This window comes from Cellulomonas sp. GbtcB1 (genome assembly GCF_019091725.1).
Lineage (GTDB): Bacteria > Actinomycetota > Actinomycetes > Actinomycetales > Cellulomonadaceae > Cellulomonas.
The window spans coordinates 1-22567 of sequence record NZ_JAGXJG010000030.1 but is presented as its reverse complement, the minus strand read 5'-3'; the positions used below and the strand labels follow the sequence as shown (position 1 = coordinate 22567).

Genomic DNA, 22567 nt, shown 5'->3' with positions numbered 1-22567 from the left:
CAGCGCGTCAGCGGCGGAACAGGCCCGCCCAGAGGAAGTCCGCGCCGAACGCGTCGCCCGCGTCGACGGCCGGGCGCATCCGGCGCAGCTCGACCTCGTCGAGCCAGCCGAACGCGCGGCGCAGGTCGTCGGCGGCGTAGGCCAGCCCGCCGCCCAGGCCGCCCTCCCGGTACAGGTCGACGTCGTCGGCCCCGGTGCCGCCGCGCTCGTCGTGGCCGTCGTCGCCCGCCGCGAAGCACGCGATCCCGAACCGGCCCCCGGGGCGGACCGTGCGCTCCAGCAGCGCGCGGTACGACACCCGGCGGTGCGGCGGCAGGTGGTGGAAGCAGCCGGAGTCGTAGACGAGGTCGTAGGGCTCGGCGGGCGGCTGCCAGGCGAAGATGTCCGCGCGCTCGAACCCGACGTCCACCCCGGCCTCGGCGGCGCGCTCCCGGCCCCACGCGACCGCCGTCGCCGACAGGTCCAGCGCGTCGACGGCGCAGCCCTGCTGCGCGAGCCAGACGGCGTTCCGGCCGGGGCCGCAGCCGAGCTCGAGCACGCGCGTGCCGGGTCCCAGCGGCAGCCGGCCGTCGGCGGCCCAGGCGACGAGGCTCTCGTCCGGCGCCCAGCGGAAGAACGGCACGGGGCGGTCGCGGTCGGCGTAGAACCGGTCCCAGAAGTCGGCGCCGCCCCAGTCCGTCCACCGGTCGGCGCGCTCGGCGAACAGCAGGTCCATCAGGGCCAGGACGTCGTCGACGGTGTGCACGGAGCGGCCGACGCCGACGGCGGGCCGGGAGGAGGGCTGCGCGGGAGTCTGAGGCACGGCTGACCTGCACCTTCGTCGGTGGACGGGGTGCTCAGGCTAGGCCGCGCCGGGGCCCCGCGGGCGGGACCTCCGGCCGTCGACGGGCGGGCGGTCAGGCCTTCGGAAGGCGGCGGTTCTTGTCGACGCGCTCGACGAACTTCTTCGTGCCGCGGGTCGCGAACACCCGCGCCACCGTGACGGCGGCAGCGGTGATGGCGGCGGCCGCGACGACCTCGGCGATGCGCGGGTCGTCGTCGTCCTCGGGCTTCGGCGGCTTGTGCCCGGACGCCGCCTTCCACGCCGCGTCCACCGCCTTGCCGGCGATCCAGGCGACGGCGCCCGCGACCACCAGACCGGTGATCTTCGCGAACGTGGACTGGGTCTCTTCGTCGGCCACGGGACCTCCTGCGTCGGGACGGCTGTGCTCCGCCCCACGCTAGCGCCGCCGGTGCCGCGCCGCAGGTCAGCAGGTGCCGGGCCGGGGGCGCGCCGTGCCGGTGTAGGGTCGGCCCCGAACGACAGGGGAGCGTCCCGGGCCGTGCGTGACACCGCGGCCCGACCGACGCTGAGAGTGCGGACGGAATCCGCAGACCCTCGCACCTGATCCGGTTAGCACCGGCGTAGGGAGTCGGGATCTCAGTCGCCCCGTGCCGTCGTGCTCCCCGGGGCGCGGCGACGCGGTGCGGCCCCCTCGGTGCACATCGAGGAGGAACCACCATGGCGCGCACGCGCGCACGCCGCCGGGCACCCCGGCGGACCACCACGGCCGGCCTGGCCGCCGCCGCCGGCGTCCTGGCGCTGACGGCCTGCTCCGTCACGGGGTCGGGCTCGGGCTCCGAGGCGGCGTCCGGCTCCGGGACCGACGGGTCGGGCGGCACCGTCACGCTGGTCACGCACGACTCGTTCCACGTGAGCGACGGCCTGCTGGAGCAGTTCGAGGCCGAGACCGGGCTGACCGTGAAGCAGGTCGCGCCCGGCGACGGCGGGGCGCTGGTCAACCAGCTGATCCTGACCAAGGACGCCCCGCTCGGCGACGTGGTCTACGGCATCGACAACACCTTCGCGTCGCGGGCGATCGACGAGGGCGTGCTGGAGCCGTACGAGTCGCAGGCGCCCGCGGCGGCCGACGCCGAGCAGTACGCGCCCGACGCCTCGCACTCGCTCACCGCCGTCGACATGGGCGACGTCTGCCTGAACGTCGACCACGCCTGGTTCACCGAGCGGGGGATCGCGGAGCCGACGTCGCTGGAGGACCTCACGGACCCGCAGTACAAGGACCTGACGGTCGTCACCAACGCGGCGACCAGCAGCCCGGGCCTGGCCTTCCTGCTGGCGACCGTCGGCGCGTTCGGCGAGGACGGCTGGCAGCAGTACTGGACGGACCTGACGGCCAACGGGCTGAAGGTCGCCGAAGGCTGGTCCGACGCCTACTACACGGACTTCTCCGGCGGCGGGGGCGGCGGCCCGCGGCCCATCGCGCTCTCCTACGCGTCGAGCCCGCCCGAGACGATCCCGGAGGGCGGCGGCGAGCCGACCACCGGCGCGCTGCTCGACACCTGCTTCCGCCAGGTCGAGTACGCGGGCGTGCTGGCCGGCGCGCAGAACCCCGAGGGCGCGCAGCAGCTGGTCGACTGGCTGCTGTCCGACGCGGTCCAGGCCGACATCCCCGGGTCCATGTACATGTACCCGGTGAGCACGGCCGTCGACCTGCCGGAGGCGTGGGCGCAGTGGGCGCCGCTGTCGGACGCGCCGTACGAGGTGCCGCTCGACGACGTCGCGGAGAACCGCGACACCTGGGTCCGCGAGTGGACCGACCTGGTCGTCGGTTGAGACGCGGCTGACCCGATGAGCACGGCGACGCGGACGCCCCCGACCGGCACGGGCCGGCCGGGGGTGCCCGCGCGCCCGGGGCCGGCCGGCGCCGTGGCGGGGCGCCCGCCGCTCCGCGCGCCGTCCCGGGGCTGGGCGCTCGGCCGTGCCGGGGCGTGGGCGCTCGCCGCCGCCGTGCCGCTCGTCTTCCTCGGCACGTTCTTCGCCTGGCCCGTGCTGTCGCTGGTCGGCCGGGGGTTCCTGCCCGACGGCGCGCTGGACCTCTCCGGGTTCGCGGACGTGTTCTCCCGGCCGCGCACCTGGCGGATCGTCGGGCTGACGCTGGCCCAGGGCGCGATCGGCACGGTGCTGTCCGTGCTGCTCGGCGTCCCCGGCGCGTACGTGCTGTACCGGTGCCGGTTCCGCGGGGTTGGCGCGCTGCGGGCGTTCGTGACGGTGCCGTTCGTGCTGCCGACCGTGGTGGTCGGCGTCGCGTTCCGCGCGCTGCTCCGGGAGAACGGCCTGCTGGGCTTCCTGCACCTCGACGGCACGTTCGCCGCGATCGTCGCGGCGCTGGTGTTCTTCAACTACGCCGTCGTGGTGCGGACGGTCGGCGGGCTCTGGCAGCGGCTCGACCCGCGCCCCGAGCAGGCCGCACGGTCGCTCGGGGCGTCGCCGGCGCGGGCGTTCTGGACGGTGACCCTGCCGGCGCTGACGCCCGCGATCGTCTCGGCGGCGTCGTTGGTCTTCCTGTTCTGCGCGACCGCGTTCGGCACGGTGCTGGTGCTCGGCGGGATGCGGTACGGCACCGTCGAGACCGAGATCTGGATCCAGACCACGCAGTTCCTCGACCTGCGGGCCGCCGCGGTGCTGTCGGTGGTGCAGGTGGTCGTGGTGGTCGCGGCGCTGGCGGTCGCCGGGCGGGCGCGGGCGCGGCGCGAGCGGGCGCTGTCCCTGGTGGCGCCGGGGTCGTCCGGCGCGGGGCCGAACCGCCCGCACGCGGTGCCCGCGGCCGTGACCGGGGTCGTCCTGGTGCTGCTGGCGCTGCCGCTCGGCGCGCTGCTGCTCGGGTCGCTGCGCACGGGCGACGGGTGGGGGCTGGACCACTACCGGGCGCTCGGCACCACCGGCGGCCGGAACGCGCTGACCGTGACCGTGTGGGAGGCGCTGGGCAACTCGCTGCGGATCGCCGTCGACGCGACGCTGCTGGCCCTGCTGGTCGGCTGCCTTCTCGCGCTCGTGGTGTCGCGGCGGCCCCGGGCCCGGGCGGCGCGCCGCGCGGTCGGCGTGCTGGACGGGACGTTCATGCTGCCGCTCGGGGTGTCCGCGGTGACCGTCGGGTTCGGTGCGCTGCTCACGCTCGGGCACCCGTTCGGCATCCAGACGGACCTGCGGAGCAGCGGCATCCTGGTGCCGGTCGTGCAGGCCGTGGTGGCCGTCCCGCTCGTGGTGCGGACCGTGCTGCCGGTGCTCCGGGCGATCGACCCGCGGCTGCGCGAGGCCGCGGGCACGCTCGGCGCGGGGCCGGGCCGCGTCCTGCTGGGGGTCGACGGCGCGCTCGCCGCCCGGTCGATCGGGCTGGCCGTCGGGTTCGCGTTCGCGGTGTCGCTGGGGGAGTTCGGCGCGACGTCGTTCCTCGCCCGGCCCGACCTGCCGACGCTGCCGGTGGTGATCTTCCGGCTCATCGGGCAGCCGGGTGCGGACAACTACGGGATGGCCCTCGCGGCGAGCGTGGTGCTCGCGGTGCTGACGGCCGGGGTGATGGCGCTCGCGGAGCGGTTCCGCGGGCCGGCGGGAGGAGAGCTGTGACGGGGACGGGGTCCGGTGCGGGTGCGGCGGGTCGCGGGCTGGCCGTGCGCGACCTGGTGGTGCGCTACCCCGGCGCGGGCCGGGGCGCCCCGGCGGTGACGGCCGTCGACGGGGTCGCGCTCGACGTCCCCGTCGGCGAGGTGCTCGCGCTGCTCGGCCCGTCGGGCTGCGGCAAGTCGTCGCTGCTGCGGGCCGTCGCCGGCCTGGAGCCGCCGACCGCCGGAGCCGTGGCCTGGGACGGCGTCGACCTGGCCGCGGTGCCGGTGCACCGGCGCGGGTTCGGGCTGGTGTTCCAGGACGGCCAGCTGTTCCCGCACCGGGACGTCGCGGGCAACGTGGCCTACGGGCTGCGCGGCCTGCCGCGGGCGGACCGGGCCGCGCGGGTCGCGGAGCTGCTGGACCTCGTCGGCCTCCCCGGCTACGACCGGCGCCCCGTCGCCACGCTGTCCGGCGGCGAGCGGCAGCGGGTGGCGCTCGCCCGGTCGCTCGCGCCCCGGCCCCGGCTGCTGCTGCTCGACGAGCCGCTGTCCGCGCTCGACCGGTCGCTGCGCGAGCGGCTGGCCGACGACCTGCGCCGGGCGCTCGTCGCCACCGGCACGACCGCGCTGTTCGTCACGCACGACCAGGACGAGGCGGCCACCGTCGCCGACCGGGTCGCGGTGATGTCGGCGGGGCGGCTGCTGCAGGTGGCCGCTCCGGAGACGCTGTGGCGGCGGCCCGCGTCGCGGGAGGTGGCGGAGTTCCTGGGGTACCGCACGTTCCTGGCCGCGGGCGACCCGGCGGGCGACGGCGCGGCGCTCGCGGTGGCCGCCGGCGGCTGGCGGGTGCTCGGTCCAGCCGACCCCGAGCCCGGGTCGGCGACCCCGGTGCGCGCGGCCGTCGTCGCGGAGCGCCGGACCCGGCGCGGTCGGGCGGAGGTCGTCGCGGTGCTCGAGCCCGAGGACGCCCGGGTCACCGCGGCGCTGCCCGCGGGCGGTGCCGGGGCGCCGGAGCCGGGGGACCGGGTCCGGGTCGCGGCCGAGGAGGGCGCGGTCGCGGTCGTCGGCGGCTGATCCGGGGTCGGCCTCTGCCGGACACGCCGACGGCGTGTCCGGCACAACCTTCCACTGTCGAGCGGGGGGGCGGGCGCTCCCGCCCACCGCCGCGCGGGTCAGGGCTCGAGGTGCGCGGCGAGCTGTGCGAGCGACGAGAGGATCCCCTCGGCGTGGTCCCGGGCGCGGACGCCGGGCGGCACGTCCCGCGCGACCACCTCGACCTCGGTCCCGTCCTCGGCGGGGCGCAGCCGCCACTCCATCCGCATCGTCCCGCGGAAAGCCGGGTCGTCGGAGGCGAACTCGACCTCCTGGACGACCCGCTCGCCCGGGACGACCTCGACGACGCGGACCTCGGACACGTCGGAGTCCGCGGTGGTCTTCCCCGGGGACCCGGACGTGTCGGCGTAGGTGAGCACCAGCCGGTAGGACCCGCCCGTGCGCATGTCGAACCGGTCGAACCGGCCCCGCATCCCCGCCGGCGGCAACCAGGCCAGCAGCGCGTCCCGGTCGGTCAGGGCCGCGAAGGCCTCCGCGGTGCTCACGTGCACGAGGAGGCTCGCGCGATCGGTCCGGCCCACGCCCGCACGCTAGCCGACGAGCGCCGGCCCGTGGACGGTCACCCCAGCCGGAGCTGCCACTCGCCGGCGCCGCCGGCCGGCCGGAAGCCCAGCGCGACGTTGATCGCGAGCATGTGCGCGTTCTCCTCGGCGTTCCAGGTGCCGACCCGGCGCGCGCCGGGCTGCACCTCGGCCAGCCGGGCGAGGTTCGCCGTCTTGACCAGCATCCCGAGCCGGCGCCCGCGGTGGTCGCGGAGCACGAGCGTGTCGTCCTGGAACACGTACGCGTCCGTGTCGGGTCGGCTGACCAGCGCCGTGAACGCGGCGAGCACGCCGGTCGGCTCGTGCAGGGCCGCGGCGACCCGGTAGGTCATCCCGCGCTCGACGAACGCGCGCTCCGCGTCCCGCACGCGCGCGCCGTCCCAGACGTCCTCGCGCAGGTCGAGGCCGCCGGCGGGGGCGTCGGTGCTCATCCGGGTCTGCAGCAGGGCGAACCGGTCGAGCAGCTCGTCGGGGCACCGGCCCTCCCACAGGACGACCCGGTAGCCGGGACCGGCCGCCGCGGCCGCCTCCGCGGCGTGCGCCGCCAGGCGCTCCGCGGGGAGCGGGACGTCGAGCACCGACCGCCGGGTGACCTGCTCGAGGTCCCAGCTCCGCCGCACGAGGAACGTCACCCCCGGGTGCGTGGCGGGGACGCGGCCGGTGCCGGTGCTGGGGACGAGCGCGTCCGCCCCTTCGTCGGGCTCCGCCGCCTGGTCGGTCGACGTCGTCAGCATGCTCCGCCCGCGGTCGCGGGCGGTGGCCACCGCGAGGTCGTGCAGCGCCGAGCCGACCCCGCGCCCGCGGTGCTCCGGCCGGACGTCGAGCTGCAACCAGCCGGTGTGGGTGTTGTCCTGCCGGGGCAGGTTCAGCGCGACGTAGCCCAGCACGCGCGCCGGGTCCGCCGGCCCGTCGTCGACCGGGGCGTCGAGCGCGACGAACCGCAGCTTCTCGTCGTACTCCTGGTGCCGCAGGCCCGCCAGGACCTCGCCGGGCGTGCGCGCGTGGTCGAGGTCGCCCCAGGCGTCGAGCACCGCGGCGTTCGCGGCGTCCACCATGCCGTGCAGCAGCCAGGCGTCCGGGGCGTCGAGGCCGGCGGGCACCGGGAGCGGGACCAGGTGCGGCCGGGTGGCGGCGGAGGCGGTCATGCCGCCCATGGTCGTCGGGGCCGTCGCGCCCGGCCAGCGATTTCCGGGTCGCCCGAGGTTTCGGGAGCGCCGCTACCGGAACCGGGTCCCGGGCCGGGGCGCCGGGCGACCGGTACGGTTCGCGCCATGCCAGTCCTGGAGATCATCGGGTGGGTCGGGTCCGTCCTCGTCGTCGTGTCGCTGATGCAGGCCCGCGTCCTGCGGTTCCGGTGGCTGAACTTCGCCGGGTCCGTCATCGCGACCGCGTACAACACGGTCGTCGGCATCTGGCCGTTCGCCGCCATGAACGCCGTGATCGCCGTGATCGACGCGTACTGGCTGTGGCGGCTGACGCGCGAGCGGCACGACGCCGACGTGTACGAGGTGGTGCAGGTCGGCGCGGGCGACCACTACCTGCGGCACGTGCTCGGGGTGCACGCGGACGACATCGCGCGGTACTACCCGTCGTTCGGCCTTCCGGGTGATGTCGGGGGTGAGGCCGCGGGTGGTTCCCGCTGGGCCTACCTCGTCCTGCGGGGCGACGAGACCGTCGGCGTCGTGGTCGTCCGGGACGCCGGCGACGGGGTCGGCGAGGTCGAGCTCGACTGGGTCACGCCGCGGTTCCGCGACTTCGCGCCCGGTGAGTTCGTCTACCGGCGGTCGGGGGCGTTCGCCGGGACGGGGCTGCGGTCGCTCGTCGTCGCCGAGGACGCGCGGGACACGGGGCCGTACCTCGAGCGCGTCGGGTTCGCGCGGGTCGACGGCCGGTGGCGGCGCGAGGTCGAGGCCGCCGCGGCCTGAGCAAGGGCTCGAGGCCCCGGCCCTCCGAGTGCGCGTCGCCGCGCGCGGGTGCAGAGTTCGGATGCCCGAACTTGTGTGCCTACACTGAGTTCGGACGACCGAACTTGGAGGTGCGGTGACCACCACTGTCGACCGGCAGGCCGTGCGGCGCGGCCGCGTGCTGCCCCTGCTCGGCCCCGCCTTCGTGGCGGCGATCGCCTACGTCGACCCGGGCAACGTCGCGGCGAACCTCACCGCCGGCGCGCGGTACGGCTACCTGCTGCTCTGGGTCCTGGTCGGCGCCAACGTCATGGCCGTCCTGGTCCAGTACCAGTCGGCGAAGCTCGGCATCGTCACCGGCGACTCGCTCCCGGGCGTGCTGGGTCAGCGGCTGCGGCGGCGCTCGCGGCTGGCGTACTGGGCGCAGGCCGAGGTGGTCGCGGCGGCCACCGACATCGCCGAGGTGGTCGGCGGCGCGATCGCGCTGAACCTGCTGTTCGGGCTCCCGCTGGTGCTCGGCGGCCTGATCGTCGGCGTGGTCTCGATGCTGCTGCTGGCGACCCAGAACCGGTACGGGCAGCGGCGGTTCGAGACGGTGGTCGTCGGGCTGCTGCTGGTGATCGTCGTGGGGTTCCTGGCCGGGCTGCTGATCGGCCCGCCCGATCCCGGCGAGATGCTCGGAGGCCTGGTCCCGCGGTTCGCCGGGACGGACTCCGTGCTGCTCGCGGCGTCGATGCTCGGCGCCACGGTCATGCCGCACGCCATCTACGTGCACTCCGCGCTGAGCCGGGACCGGTTCGGGCGGGTGCCGGACGACGGCGCACGCTCGGGGCTGCTGCGCGCCACGCGGTGGGACGTCGGCGCGGCGCTGACGGTGGCCGGGACCGTGAACATCGGCCTCCTGCTGCTCGCGGCCGCCAACCTGCGCGGCGTCGAGGGCACCGACACCATCGAGGGCGCCCACGCGGCGATCAGCGAGGCTCTCGGCCCGGTGGTCGGCGTGGTGTTCGCGATCGGGCTGCTGGCGTCGGGGCTCGCGTCGACGTCGGTCGGCTGCTACGCCGGCGCGGCCGTGATGGAGGGGCTGATCCACAAGCGCATCCCGCTGCTCGTGCGGCGCTCGATCACGCTGGTGCCGGCGCTGGTGCTGCTCGCCGTGGGTGCGGACCCGACGTGGACGCTGGTGGTGAGCCAGGTCGTGCTGAGCTTCGGCATCCCGTTCGCGGTGATCCCGCTGGTGCGGCTGAACCGGGACCGGTCGCTCATGGGCCGGTACGCGAACGGCCCGCGGCTGCAGGCGGTGCTGGTGGTCGTGGTCGCCCTGGTCGTGGCCCTGAACCTGGCCCTGCTCCTGCTGCTGGCAACGGGCCACTGACCTGTTTCGGTAGCCGCGCTCCGACTTCCCGCGCACCGTTGATCGCCGAGATGGCAACTCTCGGCTGCCGCGAAGGCCCTGATCACAGCCGAGAGTTGCCATCTCGGCGTGGTTCCGGGGGGAGTGCGCGACGGGGGCGCCTGCCTGGGCGGGCTCGCCCGGCGTTTGTGGGAGTGGCGCTACCGAAAGGAATGCGGAGCGCTGCTACGGTTACCGGCGTGACCAGCAGCGACACCGCGCCACCGCGGGACGGGCGCGCAGCCCGGGCCGCCGCGTCCCGGGCGCGGATCGCCGAGGCCGCGACCCGGTTGTTCCTCACCGACGGGTACGGCCCGACGACGATCACGGCCGTCGGGCGCGCCGCGGGGCTCGGGGTGCAGACCGTCTACTACTCCTACCCGTCCAAGTCCGACATCCTCGTCGGCTGCCTGGACCACGCCGTCGACGGCGCCGACCGCCGGGACGCGGCGCCCGACCTCGCCGACCAGCCGTGGGTGCGCGCCGTCGTCGCCGAGCCGGACCCGGCTCGCCGGGTGTTCCTGCATGCGCGTGGCGCCGCCGAGCTGCTGGGCCGCGCCGCCGGGGTGCAGGACCTGGTCCGGGCGCACGCCGTCGGTGACCTCGTGCTGCACGCGGCGTGGGAGCGGGACGAGGCCCGCCGGCGCGCGGTGCACCGGCTGCTCGTCGAGGCGTGCGACCGGGACGGGGTCCTGCGGCCGGGGCTCGACGTCGAGCGCGCCACCGACGTGGTGGCGCTCGTGCTGGGCCCGGAGACGTGGAACGCCCTGGTCCGGCGGGGCGGGTGGAGCGCGCTCGCCTGGGCCCGGTGGGCGCACCGCACCCTGCTGGCCGACCTCGTGCCGTCGCGCTGGGACCCGGAGGCGTAGGCCGGGCGCGCCGCCGCTCCGCCGCGGGACGGACCCCGCGGGGTGAGCCTCGCCCGCGCGGCCGAGCGCGAAGATCCGCCGCCGGCTCGAGGCGCCACAGCCGAGCCCGAACCTAGGCTGACCTGCATGAACAACGACAAGAACACCACGACCGACCCGGCCACCGCCCTGCTCGGCCTCGGCGGCCTCCTGCTGCTCCTCGGCCTCGTCGCGATGCAGCGGGAGGCGGGCACCTGGCTCGTGCTGGCCGCGATGGGCGCCGCCGCCGCGGCCTCGCTCGGCTCCGTCCTGATGCGTCGCCGGCAGCCCGCGCCGGCCGTCGAGCAGGCGCCCACCGAGGACTGATCCCGGGCGCGCCGGGGCCGCCTGCGAGGCCCCGGTGCACAGTGGCCCCGAGGGGCCGGCGACGGCGCGGGCCCACCCCACACGGGAGGCCGCCATGTGCCGTTGGCTCGCGTACACGGGTTCGCCGGTGACGCTCGACGAGCTGCTCTACAAGCCGGAGAACTCGCTCGTGATGCAGAGCCGGCACAGCCGGCTGGGCGTCGAGCCGATGAACGGCGACGGGTTCGGCGTCGGCTGGTACGACGACCACTCGCCGATCCCCGGGCTGTTCCGCAGCATCGAGCCGGCGTGGAGCGACCGGAACCTGCGCGAGCTGTCGCAGCACATCCGGTCCGGCCTGGTCATCGCGCACATCCGGGCGACGACCGGCACCGCCGTGCAGCAGACCAACTGCCACCCGTTCCGGCACGGGCAGTGGCTGTTCGCGCACAACGGCGTGATCAACGGGTTCAGCACCCTCAAGCGGGACCTCCGCATGGCCGTCGACCCGACGCTCTACCCGCTGATCGAGGGCTCGACCGACTCGGAGACGCTGTTCTACCTGGCGCTGACCTTCGGCCTGACCGACGACCCGCCGGCCGCCGTCGCCCAGGCCGTCGGCCTGATCGAGGACGTCGCCCTGCGGCACGGGGTGGCGTTCCCGGTGCAGGGGACGTTCGCGACGACGGACGGGCACCGGCTGTGGACGTTCCGGTACTCCTCCGAGGGCCGGTCGCGGTCGCTCTTCCGGAACCGGGACGTCGCGGTGCTCCGCGCGCAGTACCCGGACAACCCCGTGCTGCACGGCCTGTCCGACGACACCCGGATCGTGGTCTCGGAGCCGCTCGGCGACCTCAAGGGCGCCTGGCTGGAGGTCCCCGAGAGCACCTGCCTGGTCGTCGAGGACGGGCGCGAGGAGCTGGTGCCCTTCGCGCCCGTCCTGACGACGGCCTGACCGCCGGCCCGGACTCAGCCCACCTTGCGCCGGTACGCCCGCACCGACAGCGCGTACGCCAGCACCAGGATCCCGACCAGCCACGCCAGCGCCACCCAGAGGTCCCCGCCGACCGGCTCCTGGGCGAACAGCGCCCGGATCGAGTCGACCACGGCGGTGACCGGCTGGTGCTCGGCGAACCACGCGACCGCGGTCGGCATCGAGTCCGTCGGCACGAACGCCGAGCTGATGAACGGCAGGAAGATCAGCGGGTAGGAGAACGCGCTCGCCCCGTCGACGGTCTTCGCGGACAGCCCCGCGAGGACGGCGATCCAGGTCAGCGTGAGCGTGAACAGCACCAGGATGCCGGCCACGGCGAGCCACGCGAGCACGGTCGTCCCCGTGCGGAAGCCCATGAGCAGGGCGATCCCGACGACCAGGACGACCGACGTCAGGTTGGCCGCCATCGACGTCAGCACGTGCGCCCACAGGACGCTGGGCCGGGCGATCGGCATGGACTGGAACCGCTCGACGATGCCGCCCTGCAGGTCGAGGAACAGCCGGTACGCGGTGTACGCGACGCCGGACGCGACCGTGATGAGCAGGATGCCGGGCAGCAGGTAGTCGACGTACGACGAGGTGGACCCGCCGTGGATCGCCCCGCCGAACACGTAGACGAACAGCAGCATGAGGGCGACCGGGGTGACCGCGGTCGTGATGATCGTGTCCGGGCTGCGCAGGATGTGCCGCAGCGAGCGGTCGGTCAGGGCGACGGTGTCGCCGACGACGTGGGTGGTGGCGGTGGCGCTCATCGCGGGTCCTTCCCGGCCGGCGTGCTGCCGGCGCCGACGAGGGCGAGGAAGACGTCCTCGAGCGTGGGCTGCTTCTCGACGTACTCGACCCGCGCGGGCGGGAGGAGCCGCTTGAGCTCGGCGAGCGTGCCGTCCTGGATGATCGTCCCCTCGTGCAGGATCGCGATCCGGTCGGCGAGGCGCTCCGCCTCGTCCAGGTACTGCGTGGTGAGCAGGACGGTGGTGCCGCCGCCGGCGAGCTCCTCGACGGTCCGCCACACCTCGTTGCGGGCCTGCGGGTCGAGCCCGGTCGTCGGCTCGTCGAGGAAGATCACCGGCGGGTCGCCGATCAGGCTCATCGCGATGTCCAGCCGGCGCCGCATGCCGCCCGAGTAGGTCGACGCCCGGCGCCCGCCCGCCTCGGTGAGCGCGAACCGGTCGAGCAGCCGGTCCGCCACGGCGCCCGGGTCGGGCAGGTGCCGGAGCCGGGCGACGAGCCGGAGGTTCTCCCGCCCGGTGAGCATCCCGTCGACGGCCGCGAACTGGCCGGTGAGGCTGATGGACTCGCGGACCTCGGCGGCCTGGCCCACGACGTCGAACCCCTGGACCGTCGCCGTGCCCGCGTCGGGCTTCAGCAGCGTGGACAGGATCCGGACGAGGGTCGTCTTGCCCGCCCCGTTGGAGCCGAGCAGGGCGACGATCGTCCCGGGCGCCACCTCGAGGTCGACGCCGCGCAGCACGCGCAGGTCGCCGAACGACTTCTCGACGCCGCGGACGGCGACGGCCGGGCCCGGGGTGCCCGCGGCCCCGGCGCTCATCGGGCGTCCTCCTCGGCCTCGTCGATCGCCTTCGTCAGGCGGGCGCGCTCCTTGTCGATCCACCGGTCGCCGACGTACGCCTGGGCGAACGTCTCCGCGAACTCGACCGGGTCGTCGCCCACGACGTCGCGGACGGGGGTGCCGTCGGTCGCCGCGCGCTCCCAGAGGTCCGCGAGGTCGGTGAACATCGTGACCATGGTGTCGCCGCCGGTGACGCCGCCGGAGTACATGAGGTACCGGTGCGTGGCCTTCGCGGCGGCGCGGTACGGCTCCGGCAGCGCCTTGATGCGGGCCATGTCCTGCCGGTACTGCTTCTTCTGCTCGAGCGAGCCGGTGAGGGCCTCGATCCACTTCGCGACCATGTCAGTCGTCCCCTTCGCTGCGGTCGGTGGTGCGGTGGGTGGTGCCGGAGTCGGTGCTGGTGGAGCCGGTGCCGGTGCGGCCGGCGTGCGCGGCGCGGAGGTGCTCGATCCGCCCGGCGAGGAAGGCCCAGGTGGCCCAGAAGTCGTCGAGCTGGGCCCGGCCCGCGGCGTTGAGCGAGTAGACCTTGCGCGGCGGGCCCTTCTCGGACGGGACCCTCTCGACGTCGACGAACCCGCGCTGCTCGATCCGGACCAGGAGGGCGTACACGGTGCCCTCGGCCAGGTCGGCGAACCCCTCGTCGCGGAGCTGCGCGGTGATCTCGTACCCGTACGCCGGCCGCGCCTCGAGGATCGCGAGGACGATGCCCTCGAGCGTGCCCTTGAGCATCTCGGTCATCTGGTTGGCCATCGTGGGCTCCTGTACTCGGTGTCGCTGACTACCGGTACAACGTAACGCTAGGTACCGGTACTTGGCAACACTGAATACCGGGCGACTCCTGATCGGATAGGGCCAGGATGGTCGGGTGCCGCGGTCGGTCCGTCCGCGAGGGTGGAGGGCGGAAGGGAGCACCGTGATCGCCTCGCTCAACCGGCTCGTCGACCTCGTGGAGGACCGCCTCGACGAGGACCTCGACGTCGCCCGCCTCGCCGCCGCGCTCGGCACCACCGAGTACCACCTGCGCCGTCTGTTCTCCTCGCTGGCCGGGATGCCGCTGTCGGAGTACGTGCGCCGCCGGCGGATGACGGTCGCGGCCGCGGAGGTCGTCGGCGGCAGCGGCGACCTGCTCGGGATCGGCGTGCGGTACGGCTACCGGTCGGCCGAGGCCTTCGGCCGGGCGTTCCGTGCGGTGCACGGCGTCAGCCCGGGCCAGGCCCGGCGCGACGGCGGTCCCCTCCGGACCCAACCCCGTCTCAGGTTCCGCCTGACCGTCGAAGGAGCAGCACCCATGGACGTCCGACTCGTCACCCGGCCCGCCTTCCGCCTCGTGGGCCACGCCGCCCGCGTCCCCCTCGTGCACGAGGGAGTGAACGCTGCGATCCAGCAGCACGTCGCGTCGCTCCCGCGCGAGGAGCACGCGCGCCTCAAGGCGTTGGGCGACGCCGAGCCCGCCGGCCTGCTCGCCGTCAGCGCCGACCTCGACCCGGACCGGCGCGAGGGCACGGAGCTGACGTACCTGCACGGCGTCGTCGTCTCGGACGAGGTCGAGGTGCCGGACGACCTCGACGTCCTGCCGGTGCCGGCGGGGTCGTGGGCGGTCTTCCGCGCCGAGGGCACCTACCCGGAGACTCTGCAGCACGTGTGGGCCGCGACCGCGACGGAGTGGTTCCCGTCCAACCCCTGGCGCCTGCGCCCGGGCCCGGAGGTCGTGGCGGTCCTCGACCGCGCCGACGACTTCAGCACCGCGACCGTCGAGCTCTGGCTGCCGGTGGAGCCCGCCTGACCGCCGACGGCAGCCGTGGTCAGGTCACCACTGGGAGCGCGCGTAGTCCTTGAGGAAGCAGCCGTACAGGTCCTCGCCCGCCTCGCCGCGGACGATGGGGTCGTACACCCGCGCGGCCCCGTCGACCAGGTCGAGCGGGGCGTGGAACCCCTCCTCAGCGAGCCGCACCTTGGTCGGGTGCGGGCGCTCGTCCGTGATCCACCCGGTGTCGACCGCGGTCATGAGGATGCCGTCGGCGAACATCTCGCCGGCGCTGGTCCGGGTCAGCATGTTGAGCGCGGCCTTGCTCATGTTGGTGTGCGGGTGGCCGGGGCCCTTGTAGCCGCGGGCGAACACGCCCTCCATCGCCGACACGTTCACGATGTAGGTCCGCCGCGCCGGCGACGCGGCCATGGCGCCGCGCAGGCGGCTGACCAGGATGAACGGGGCCGTCTGGTTGCAGAGCTGCACCTCGAGCAGCTCCATCGGGTCCACGCCGTCGACGGTCGCGACCCACGAGTTGGTCTCGGCGACGTCGGGGATCAGCCCGCCGGCGTCGATCGAGGTCCCGGCGACCAGCCGCTCCAGGCTCGCGGCCTCGGCGGTCAGCGACAGCGCGGTCAGCTCCTCCGCGGCGGCGCGCCCCGCCCGCTCGATCGCCAGCGCGGGGCTGCTCAGCTCGCTGACAGACCCGGCGAGCGCGCGGGGGTGCGCGTCGCTCGTGCGGCCGAACGTCGTGATCATCCGCGCGGCGTCCGCGTCGAGCGGGGCGTCCTCGGCGTCGGCGATCCGCGCGTACGCGCCCGGCGACCGCCGCACCGTCTGCGCGGCGTTGTTGATCAGGATGTCCAGCGGGCCCTGCGCGGCGACGTGGTCGGCGAGCGACACGACCTGCGCCGGGTCGCGGAGGTCGATGCCCACGACGTGCAGCCGGTCGATCCAGTCGGCGGAGTCGTCCATCGCGCTGAACCGGCGGACCGCGTCCTTGGGGAACCGGGTGGTGATCGTGAGGTCGGCGCCGTCGCGGAGCAGCCGCAGCGCGATGTACATGCCGATCTTGGCGCGGCCGCCGGTCAGCAGCGCGCGCCGGCCGGTGAGGTCGGTGCGGGCGTCGCGCTTGGCGTGGTGCAGCGCCGCGCAGTCCGGGCACAGCTGGTGGTAGAACGCGTCGACGACCGTGTAGTCCTGCTTGCAGACGTAGCAGGCGCGCGGCCGGATGAGCGTCCCGGCGATGGCGCCGGTCGCCGACGACGTGATCTGGATACCCGCGGTCTCGTCGTCGATGCGGCCCGGGCTGCCGGTCGCGGTGGCGGCGACGACGGCGGCGTCGGCCTCGGCGACCAGCCGGCGCTTCTCGCCGCGGCGGTGCTTCTTGGCGGCCTTGAACATCGCGGACGCGGCGCGGCGGGCGGCGGCGTGCTGCGGGTGCGTCTGCGGCAGGGCGGCGACCTGGTCCGCGACGCGCAGGAACGTGGCGAACTCGGCGGGGTCGACACCGGGGGGCAGGTCGGCCGTCGGGTCGAGGTCCGTGCCGGTCGCGAGGGCGAGGTCCTCGTCGGCGGGCCCGTCCGGGTGCTGCGCGGGCGTGGTCGTCTGCGCGCTCATGCGCCGTCCGTCCTGGGTGGGGAGAAGGGCGCCGCGGTCGCGCGGGGCCCGGAGGATCCTACGGCGCGGACACGCGGGAGCCCACGGTGGGTCTGGTCACACCGGCCCGGCGGGGTCGGCCTGGTCCGCCGCGTCGACCGTGGCTGCCGGATCCGTGGGCCGCAGGTCCCGCAGGATCGTCGCGTGCCGGACCAGGAACGCCCGCTCGTCGAGCTTCTTCCGCCGGAGCCACCCGGTGACCTCGTCGTTGTGCTTGCTGGCGTTGCACGACGCGCACGCCGGCACGACGTTCTCCCGCGTGTACCGGCCGCCGCGCGAGATCGGCAGGACGCAGTCCCGCTGCAGCGCCGTCGACGGCGCCCCGTAGTACGCGCACGCGCCGCCCCACGCCGCGACGAGGTCGGCCCACTCGGCCGAACTCAGGTCGTTGTCCGCGAGAGCGACCCGGCGTCGGCGGCGCTTCGCGTAGCGCGCACGGGTCGACGGGGAGGCCCCGGAGGAGACCTTGCGACGGCGGACCACGCGGCGACGCTACCGGCCGCCGGTGCTTCGGGGTTCGTCCCGCGCCGCCGACCGGTGGACACTGGTGCGCAGCAACCGCCGTCACCACCGAGGAGTACCACCGTGCCGCAGGGAACCGTCCGCTGGTTCGACACCGAGCGAGGGTTCGGCTTCCTCGCGCTCGGCGACGACGCCGAGGACCTGTTCGTCCACGCGTCCGAGATCGTCGGCCAGGAGGGACCGGCGTCGCTGCGCGAGGGGCAGACCGTCGAGTTCGAGGTCGGCGAGGGCGACCGCGGCCCGCAGGCGCGCCAGGTCCGCGTCACCGGCGACGTCGCCACCGACTCGGCGCCGGGTCGGCTCGGGACCGTCAACTGGTACGAGCCCGCCAAGGGCTACGGCTTCATCACGCCCGACAGCGGCGACGGCGAGATCTTCGTGCACTCCTCCGCGATCGTCGGCGGCGGGGTGATCGCCGAGGGCCAGCGCGTCGCGTTCCTCGTCGTCGAGGGGGAGAAGGGGCCGCAGGCCGACCACCTCCTGCCGCTCGGCGCCGACGCCGCCGCGGGCCCGGGCCGCGCGGCCGCGAAGAACGACGGCGCCGACGGCACCGTGACCTGGTACGACGCGGGCAAGGGCTTCGGCTTCATCACCCCCGACTCCGGGGAGCAGGACATCTTCGTGCACGCGCGCTCGCTGCACGGCGACCTGGCCGAGCTCGCCGAGGGCGACCGGGTGAGCTACCGCGCGTCGGAGGGCGAGAAGGGCCTGCAGGCCCAGGGCGTCCGGCTGGTCGGCGGCGGCTCCCGGGGCGGCCACGGCGGTCGCGGCGGGTCGGACCGGCGCGACTCCGGTCGCGGTCAGGCGCCGTCCCGCGGGCCGCAGCGCGGCGGCCAGGGCGTCGTCGCCCGCTACGACGCGGAGCGCGGCTTCGGCTTCATCACGCCCGACGACGGCGGGCCGGACCTGTTCGTGCACGTGTCGGTCCTGGAGCGCGAGGAGGCGCTGTACGAGGGCGACCGCGTCCGCTACCAGGTGCGGCAGAGCGACCGCGGCCCGCAGGCGGACCGGGTCGACCTGATCTGACCCGCGCCCGGCCGGGTGCCGGGCTCACCGAGACCGCAGCAGATGCGGGGTTCGCGGACGTCGAACCCCGCATCTTCTGCGTTCTCGGCGTCCGTGACCGCATGACTGCGGGGACCGGAACAATCCGTGCCCCTCGTGGGTTGAGCGAGGTGGACTCAAGTTCGCAGCCGCGGAGTTGCACCGTGACCGACCGCGACGCAGACTTGAGCGCAGCAGGCTCAAGGCGCCACCGCCCCGCCCCGGGACGGCCGCAGCGCCCGACGACGCAGCACGAACGAAGGAGCACAGACATGGCACGAGCAGTCGGCATCGACCTGGGCACCACGAACTCCGTGGTCGCCGTTCTCGAGGGCGGGGAGCCCACCGTCATCGCCAACGCGGAGGGCTCGCGGACGACCCCGTCGGTCGTCGCGTTCTCCAAGACCGGCGAGGTGCTCGTCGGCGAGGTGGCCAAGCGCCAGGCCGTCACCAACGTCGACCGCACCATCTCGTCCGTCAAGCGCCACATGGGCACGGACTGGTCCGTCGAGATCGACGACAAGAAGTACACCGCGCAGGAGATCTCGGCCCGCGTGCTCGGCAAGCTGAAGCGCGACGCCGAGTCGTACCTGGGCGAGCCCGTCACCGACGCGGTCATCACCGTCCCGGCCTACTTCAACGACGCCGAGCGCCAGGCGACCAAGGACGCCGGCCAGGTGGCCGGCCTCAACGTCCTGCGCATCGTGAACGAGCCGACCGCGGCCGCCCTCGCCTACGGGCTGGAGCGCGGCAAGGAGGACGAGCTCATCCTCGTCTTCGACCTCGGCGGCGGCACGTTCGACGTCTCCCTGCTCGAGGTGGGCAAGGACGACGACTTCTCGACGATCGAGGTCCGCGCGACCTCCGGCGACAACCGCCTCGGCGGCGACGACTGGGACAACCGGATCGTCGAGTGGCTGGTCGGCCAGGTGAAGAACTCCACCGGCGTCGACCTGTCGAAGGACAAGATCGCGCTGCAGCGGCTGCGCGAGGCGGCCGAGCAGGCCAAGAAGGAGCTGTCGTCCGCGACCAGCACCAACATCAGCCTGCAGTACCTCTCGATGTCCGAGAACGGCCCGATCCACCTGGACGAGAAGCTCACCCGGGCGCAGTTCCAGCAGATGACGGCCGACCTGCTCGAGCGGACCAAGGCGCCGTTCAACGCGGTCATCCGCGACGCGGGCATCAAGCTCGCCGACATCGACCACGTCGTGCTCGTCGGTGGCTCGACCCGCATGCCCGCCGTGGCCGACGTGGTGCGCGAGCTCACCGGTGGCAAGGAGCCCAACAAGGGCGTCAACCCGGACGAGGTCGTGGCCGTGGGTGCCGCGCTCCAGGCCGGCGTCATCAAGGGCGACCGCAAGGACGTCCTGCTGATCGACGTGACCCCGCTGTCCCTCGGCATCGAGACCAAGGGCGGCGTGATGACCAAGCTCATCGAGCGCAACACGGCCATCCCGACCAAGCGCAGCGAGATCTTCTCGACGGCCGAGGACAACCAGCCGTCGGTGCTGATCCAGGTGTTCCAGGGCGAGCGCGAGTTCGCGCGGGACAACAAGCCGCTGGGCACGTTCGAGCTGACCGGCATCGCCCCGGCCCCGCGCGGCGTCCCCCAGATCGAGGTCACCTTCGACATCGACGCGAACGGCATCGTGCACGTGTCCGCCAAGGACCGCGGCACGGGCAAGGAGCAGTCGATGACGATCTCCGGCGGCTCCGGCCTGCCGAAGGACGAGATCGACCGCATGGTCAAGGAGGCCGAGGCGCACGCCGCCGAGGACAAGAAGCGTCGCGAGGAGGCGGAGACCCGCAACTCCGCCGAGCAGCTGGTCTACTCCACGGAGAAGCTGCTCACCGACAACGACGACAAGCTGTCCGACGACGTGAAGACCGAGGTCCGCTCCGCCGTCGACGACCTGAAGAAGGCGCTCGAGGGCGAGGACCTGGCCGAGGTCACCGCGAAGCAGACCGCGCTGGTCACCGCGTCGCAGAAGATCGGCGAGGCGCTGTACTCGGCGAACCAGCAGCCCGAGGGCGCCCCGGCCGGCGAGCAGCCGGCCGACGGACCGACGGCGTCGTCCGCGCAGGACGACGACGTGGTGGACGCCGAGATCGTCGACGACGAGGGCGACAAGAAGTGACCGACCAGCCGAACCCGCAGGGGCGCGATCCCGAGGAGGAGGCCCCGCGCGTGACCGACAAGCGGCGCATCGACCCGGAGACGGGGCAGCTGCGCGAGCCGACCGCCGAGGAGCAGGTCCTGGCCGAGGCCGAGGCGGCGGCGACCGCCGCCGAGGAGGCCGTGGTGCTGGAGGGCCTGGTCGAGGCGCAGAAGCTCGCCGCCGAGCGGCTCGACGAGCTGCAGCGGCGGAACGCCGACTACTTCAACCTCGAGCAGCAGTACTCCGCGTACGTGAAGCGGTCCAAGTCCGAGGCGGTCACCGCCCGGGACCAGGGCGTCGCGTCCGTCGCCGAGGCGCTCATCAGCGTCCTCGACGACATCGAGCTGGCCCGCCAGCACGGCGACCTGGTCGGCCCGTTCGCGTCGATCGCGGAGAAGCTCGAGGGCACCCTGGGCCGGTTCGGCATCGAGCGCTACGGCGCCGCCGGCGAGCCGTTCGACCCGCAGGTGCACGAGGCGCTCATGCACGGGCACTCGGCCGACGTCACGGAGCCGACGGTGCAGCAGGTGCTGCAGCCCGGCTACCGCATGGGCGAGCGCGTGATCCGCGCCGCCCGGGTGGCGGTCGTCGACCCGGAGGCGTGACGGGCATCATCAGGACCCACCGGCAGGGGCCGCGTCGTCACGGCGCGGCCCCGGCCGTCGGGTCCACCCCGGTCCGGGGCGGGACGCACGCCCCGGGGGACCGGACGAGAGAGCGGAAGGAGGCGTCGTGAGCGGTCAGGACTGGCTGGAGAAGGACTTCTACGCCGTGCTCGGCGTCGCCAAGGACGCGGACGCGGCCACGATCAAGAAGGCGTACCGCAAGCTCGCCCGCACCATGCACCCCGACCACAACCCGGGGGACGCGGCGGCGGAGGCGAAGTTCAAGGAGGTCGGCGAGGCCTACGCGGTGCTCTCCGACCCCGAGCAGCGGCAGCAGTACGACCAGCTCCGGGCGATGGCCGGCGGCGCGCGGTTCCGCGCGGGCGCGGGCGGCCCGGGTGGTGCCGGGGGCGCGAACGGCGGCTTCGAGGACCTGTTCGGCGGGGTGTTCGGCGGCGGCGCCGGCGGCACCCGCGTGCGGTTCCCGCAGGGCGCGGGCGGCGGCACCGCGGGCGGCAACGGCGGGTTCGAGGACCTGCTGGGCGGCCTGTTCGGCGGGGGCGGCGGCTTCGGCCAGGGCCGCACCGCCCGGCGCGGTGCCGACCTGGCGGCCGTGACCACGCTGCCGTTCCGGCAGGCGGTCGAGGGCTCGACCGTCGCGCTCGGCGTCGAGGGCCGGACCGTCAAGGCCCGGATCCCCGCCGGCGTCCGGGACGGCCAGAAGATCCGGCTGCGCGGCAAGGGCCGCCCCGGGGAGAACGGCGCGCCCGCGGGCGACCTCGAGGTCACCGTGCGCGTGACCCCGCACCCGGTGTTCGCGCTGGACGGCAACAACCTCCGGGTGACCCTGCCGGTCGCCTTCGACGAGGCCGCGCTGGGCGCCGAGGTGCCCGTGCCGACCCTCGACGGCGGGCAGGTGCGCCTGAAGATCCCGGCGGGCACCCCGTCGGGCCGGACGCTGCGGGTCAAGGGCCGCGGCGTCACCACGGCGAGCGGCACCGGGGACCTGCTGGTCACGGTGCAGGTCGTCGTCCCGCAGCGGCTCAGCGCCGCCGCGAAGGAGGCCGTGCAGGCGTTCGGCATCGCGACGTCCGGCGAGGACCCGCGGGCCGACCTGCTGGCGCGGGCCAAGGACTGACCCGGCCGACCGCGTCCCGGGGCCCCGGCCCCGGGACGGCGCCGGTCGGCCGACCCGGCTGGAGGAGGTGGTGGGGATGGTCTCGGAGGACGCGCAGGTCTACGTGATCTCGGTCGCCGCCGAGCTGGCGGGCATGCACCCGCAGACCCTGCGGCAGTACGACCGGCTCGGGCTCGTGCAGCCCGGCCGCACCCGGGGTCGGGGCCGCCGGTACTCGCTGCGCGACATCGCGACGCTGCGCGAGGTGCAGCGCCTCTCCCAGGAGGAGGGCGTGAACCTCGCCGGCATCAAGCGGATCCTCGAGCTCGAGTCCGAGGTCGACCGGCTCCGCCGCCAGGTCGAGTACCTGCGCGCGTTCGCCGAGCCGGGACGCCGGGTGTTCACGGCGCACCCGTCCGGCGACGTCGTGGCGATGGGGCGTGGTCAGCGCCGCCGGGGCGTGCCGGACGGCGGTTCCCCCGCCGAGGACCCGCGGGCCGTCGGCGCGCGCGGGGCGATCGTGCTCTGGCGGCCGGGTGCGCGCTGAGCGCCGGCGCCGAGCCGTCCCCCGGCGCGGCGCCGTGCCGCGGGCCGGCGACGCCCCGCGGGCCGCCCGGCGCAC

General features: G+C 74.9%; 24 protein-coding genes and 1 riboswitch. Of the genes, 14 read left to right on the top strand and 10 right to left on the bottom strand.

What is annotated here, in order from left to right; translation table 11 throughout:
• Positions 1–7: 7 nt before the first annotated feature.
• Both KVT14_RS12040 and KVT14_RS12035 read right to left on the bottom strand, forming a co-directional pair.
• Complete coding sequence (locus KVT14_RS12040; protein WP_308161049.1) at positions 8–802, bottom strand: class I SAM-dependent methyltransferase; 795 nt, start codon at positions 800–802, stop codon at positions 8–10.
• Positions 803–896: 94 nt separating this feature from the next.
• Entirely contained in the window at positions 897–1181 is a 285-nt protein-coding gene (locus KVT14_RS12035) for a DUF4235 domain-containing protein (protein WP_154728452.1), read from the bottom strand.
• A gap of 113 nt (positions 1182–1294) precedes the next feature.
• Positions 1295–1428, top strand: a riboswitch (TPP riboswitch).
• Between the two features lie 73 nt (positions 1429–1501).
• On the opposite strand from KVT14_RS12035, the gene KVT14_RS12030 reads away from it, so the two are divergent.
• Genes KVT14_RS12030 through KVT14_RS12020 form a run of 3 tightly spaced genes read left to right on the top strand, consistent with a single transcriptional unit; the run spans position 1502 to position 5454 of the window.
• Positions 1502–2614, top strand: a complete 1113-nt coding sequence (locus tag KVT14_RS12030) for a thiamine ABC transporter substrate binding subunit (RefSeq protein ID WP_217615884.1) — start codon at positions 1502–1504, stop codon at positions 2612–2614.
• A 15-nt stretch (positions 2615–2629) separates the two neighbouring features.
• Positions 2630–4402 (top strand): iron ABC transporter permease, encoded by a 1773-nt coding sequence (locus tag KVT14_RS12025; protein ID WP_217615883.1) that lies wholly within the window; start codon positions 2630–2632, stop codon positions 4400–4402.
• Positions 4399–5454: an ABC transporter ATP-binding protein gene (locus KVT14_RS12020; protein ID WP_217615882.1), complete on the top strand. Its 1056-nt coding sequence runs from the start codon at positions 4399–4401 to the stop codon at positions 5452–5454. Before KVT14_RS12025 ends, KVT14_RS12020 begins: the two co-directional genes overlap by 4 nt.
• A gap of 98 nt (positions 5455–5552) precedes the next feature.
• Here the strand turns inward: KVT14_RS12020 and KVT14_RS12015 are convergent, their stop codons facing one another.
• Positions 5553–6014: an SRPBCC domain-containing protein gene (locus KVT14_RS12015; RefSeq protein WP_217615881.1), complete on the bottom strand. Its 462-nt coding sequence runs from the start codon at positions 6012–6014 to the stop codon at positions 5553–5555.
• A 38-nt stretch (positions 6015–6052) separates the two neighbouring features.
• Positions 6053–7180, bottom strand: a complete 1128-nt coding sequence (locus tag KVT14_RS12010) for a GNAT family N-acetyltransferase (RefSeq protein WP_217615880.1) — start codon at positions 7178–7180, stop codon at positions 6053–6055.
• Between the two features lie 126 nt (positions 7181–7306).
• Between KVT14_RS12010 and KVT14_RS12005 the strand changes: the two genes are divergently transcribed.
• The 5 genes from KVT14_RS12005 (at position 7307) to KVT14_RS11985 (ending at position 11480) form a co-directional block, all read left to right on the top strand.
• A complete protein-coding gene (locus tag KVT14_RS12005) occupies positions 7307–7960 on the top strand; it encodes a hypothetical protein (RefSeq protein ID WP_217615879.1) in 654 nt (217 codons plus the stop codon).
• 115 nt (positions 7961–8075) lie between these two features.
• Positions 8076–9314 (top strand): Nramp family divalent metal transporter, encoded by a 1239-nt coding sequence (locus KVT14_RS12000; protein WP_217615878.1) that lies wholly within the window; start codon positions 8076–8078, stop codon positions 9312–9314.
• A gap of 218 nt (positions 9315–9532) precedes the next feature.
• Positions 9533–10201, top strand: a complete 669-nt coding sequence (locus KVT14_RS11995; protein WP_217615877.1) for a TetR/AcrR family transcriptional regulator — start codon at positions 9533–9535, stop codon at positions 10199–10201.
• Between the two features lie 126 nt (positions 10202–10327).
• Entirely contained in the window at positions 10328–10546 is a 219-nt protein-coding gene (locus KVT14_RS11990) for a hypothetical protein (RefSeq protein ID WP_217615876.1), read from the top strand.
• 94 nt (positions 10547–10640) lie between these two features.
• Positions 10641–11480 carry a class II glutamine amidotransferase gene (locus tag KVT14_RS11985; protein ID WP_217615875.1) on the top strand — a complete coding sequence of 280 codons (840 nt, stop codon included), beginning with the start codon at positions 10641–10643 and terminating at the stop codon, positions 11478–11480.
• 14 nt (positions 11481–11494) lie between these two features.
• Here the strand turns inward: KVT14_RS11985 and KVT14_RS11980 are convergent, their stop codons facing one another.
• Genes KVT14_RS11980 through KVT14_RS11965 form a run of 4 tightly spaced genes read right to left on the bottom strand, consistent with a single transcriptional unit; the run spans position 11495 to position 13839 of the window.
• On the bottom strand, positions 11495–12271 hold the full coding sequence (locus KVT14_RS11980; RefSeq protein ID WP_217615874.1) for an ABC transporter permease: 777 nt from the start codon (positions 12269–12271) through the stop codon (positions 11495–11497).
• Positions 12268–13068: an ABC transporter ATP-binding protein gene (locus KVT14_RS11975; protein WP_217615873.1), complete on the bottom strand. Its 801-nt coding sequence runs from the start codon at positions 13066–13068 to the stop codon at positions 12268–12270. The genes KVT14_RS11980 and KVT14_RS11975 overlap by 4 nt, the downstream gene beginning before the upstream one ends.
• Positions 13065–13430, bottom strand: a complete 366-nt coding sequence (locus tag KVT14_RS11970) for a DUF1048 domain-containing protein (protein ID WP_217615872.1) — start codon at positions 13428–13430, stop codon at positions 13065–13067. Before KVT14_RS11970 ends, KVT14_RS11975 begins: the two co-directional genes overlap by 4 nt.
• 1 nt (position 13431) lies before the next feature.
• The gene (locus tag KVT14_RS11965) at positions 13432–13839 is read right to left on the bottom strand and encodes a PadR family transcriptional regulator (protein WP_217615871.1); all 408 of its coding nucleotides are present in this window, start codon (positions 13837–13839) and stop codon (positions 13432–13434) included.
• Positions 13840–14002: 163 nt separating this feature from the next.
• Here KVT14_RS11965 and KVT14_RS11960 point away from each other — a divergent pair, with 163 nt between their 5' ends.
• Positions 14003–14872, top strand: coding sequence for an AraC family transcriptional regulator (locus KVT14_RS11960; protein ID WP_217615870.1), 870 nt, complete (start codon positions 14003–14005; stop codon positions 14870–14872).
• 24 nt (positions 14873–14896) lie between these two features.
• Here the strand turns inward: KVT14_RS11960 and KVT14_RS11955 are convergent, their stop codons facing one another.
• Together KVT14_RS11955 and KVT14_RS11950 are read right to left on the bottom strand one after the other, a co-directional pair.
• Complete coding sequence (locus tag KVT14_RS11955) at positions 14897–16456, bottom strand: SDR family NAD(P)-dependent oxidoreductase (RefSeq protein ID WP_217615869.1); 1560 nt, start codon at positions 16454–16456, stop codon at positions 14897–14899.
• Positions 16457–16552: 96 nt separating this feature from the next.
• Positions 16553–16978 carry an HNH endonuclease gene (locus KVT14_RS11950; protein ID WP_217615868.1) on the bottom strand — a complete coding sequence of 142 codons (426 nt, stop codon included), beginning with the start codon at positions 16976–16978 and terminating at the stop codon, positions 16553–16555.
• Between the two features lie 102 nt (positions 16979–17080).
• Here KVT14_RS11950 and KVT14_RS23475 point away from each other — a divergent pair, with 102 nt between their 5' ends.
• From KVT14_RS23475 to KVT14_RS11925, 5 genes are all read left to right on the top strand, one after another.
• Complete coding sequence (locus tag KVT14_RS23475) at positions 17081–18043, top strand: cold-shock protein (RefSeq protein ID WP_217615867.1); 963 nt, start codon at positions 17081–17083, stop codon at positions 18041–18043.
• 290 nt (positions 18044–18333) lie between these two features.
• Positions 18334–20202 carry a molecular chaperone DnaK gene (gene dnaK / locus KVT14_RS11940; protein ID WP_217615866.1) on the top strand — a complete coding sequence of 623 codons (1869 nt, stop codon included), beginning with the start codon at positions 18334–18336 and terminating at the stop codon, positions 20200–20202.
• Positions 20199–20828 carry a nucleotide exchange factor GrpE gene (locus KVT14_RS11935; RefSeq protein ID WP_147795251.1) on the top strand — a complete coding sequence of 210 codons (630 nt, stop codon included), beginning with the start codon at positions 20199–20201 and terminating at the stop codon, positions 20826–20828. Before dnaK ends, KVT14_RS11935 begins: the two co-directional genes overlap by 4 nt.
• Before the next feature lie 127 nt (positions 20829–20955).
• Positions 20956–21966 carry a DnaJ C-terminal domain-containing protein gene (locus KVT14_RS11930; protein WP_147795252.1) on the top strand — a complete coding sequence of 337 codons (1011 nt, stop codon included), beginning with the start codon at positions 20956–20958 and terminating at the stop codon, positions 21964–21966.
• 76 nt (positions 21967–22042) lie between these two features.
• Entirely contained in the window at positions 22043–22492 is a 450-nt protein-coding gene (locus KVT14_RS11925) for a heat shock protein transcriptional repressor HspR (protein WP_217615865.1), read from the top strand.
• Positions 22493–22567: the final 75 nt, after the last annotated feature.

Bases quoted from the DNA above. Each gene is read 5' to 3' on its own strand.
- KVT14_RS12030 (WP_217615884.1), top strand. From the start codon at position 1,502: ATGGCGCGCACGCGCGCACGCCGCCGGGCACCCCGGCGGACCACCACG.
- KVT14_RS12025 (WP_217615883.1), top strand. From the start codon at position 2,630: ATGAGCACGGCGACGCGGACGCCCCCGACCGGCACGGGCCGGCCGGGG.
- KVT14_RS12010 (WP_217615880.1), bottom strand. From the start codon at position 7,180: ATGACCGCCTCCGCCGCCACCCGGCCGCACCTGGTCCCGCTCCCGGTG.
- KVT14_RS12005 (WP_217615879.1), top strand. From the start codon at position 7,307: ATGCCAGTCCTGGAGATCATCGGGTGGGTCGGGTCCGTCCTCGTCGTC.
- KVT14_RS11990 (WP_217615876.1), top strand. From the start codon at position 10,328: ATGAACAACGACAAGAACACCACGACCGACCCGGCCACCGCCCTGCTC.
- KVT14_RS11985 (WP_217615875.1), top strand. From the start codon at position 10,641: ATGTGCCGTTGGCTCGCGTACACGGGTTCGCCGGTGACGCTCGACGAG.
- KVT14_RS11980 (WP_217615874.1), bottom strand. From the start codon at position 12,271: ATGAGCGCCACCGCCACCACCCACGTCGTCGGCGACACCGTCGCCCTG.
- KVT14_RS11975 (WP_217615873.1), bottom strand. From the start codon at position 13,068: ATGAGCGCCGGGGCCGCGGGCACCCCGGGCCCGGCCGTCGCCGTCCGC.
- KVT14_RS11970 (WP_217615872.1), bottom strand. From the start codon at position 13,430: ATGGTCGCGAAGTGGATCGAGGCCCTCACCGGCTCGCTCGAGCAGAAG.
- KVT14_RS11965 (WP_217615871.1), bottom strand. From the start codon at position 13,839: ATGGCCAACCAGATGACCGAGATGCTCAAGGGCACGCTCGAGGGCATC.
- KVT14_RS11955 (WP_217615869.1), bottom strand. From the start codon at position 16,456: ATGAGCGCGCAGACGACCACGCCCGCGCAGCACCCGGACGGGCCCGCC.
- dnaK (WP_217615866.1), top strand. From the start codon at position 18,334: ATGGCACGAGCAGTCGGCATCGACCTGGGCACCACGAACTCCGTGGTC.
- KVT14_RS11925 (WP_217615865.1), top strand. From the start codon at position 22,043: ATGGTCTCGGAGGACGCGCAGGTCTACGTGATCTCGGTCGCCGCCGAG.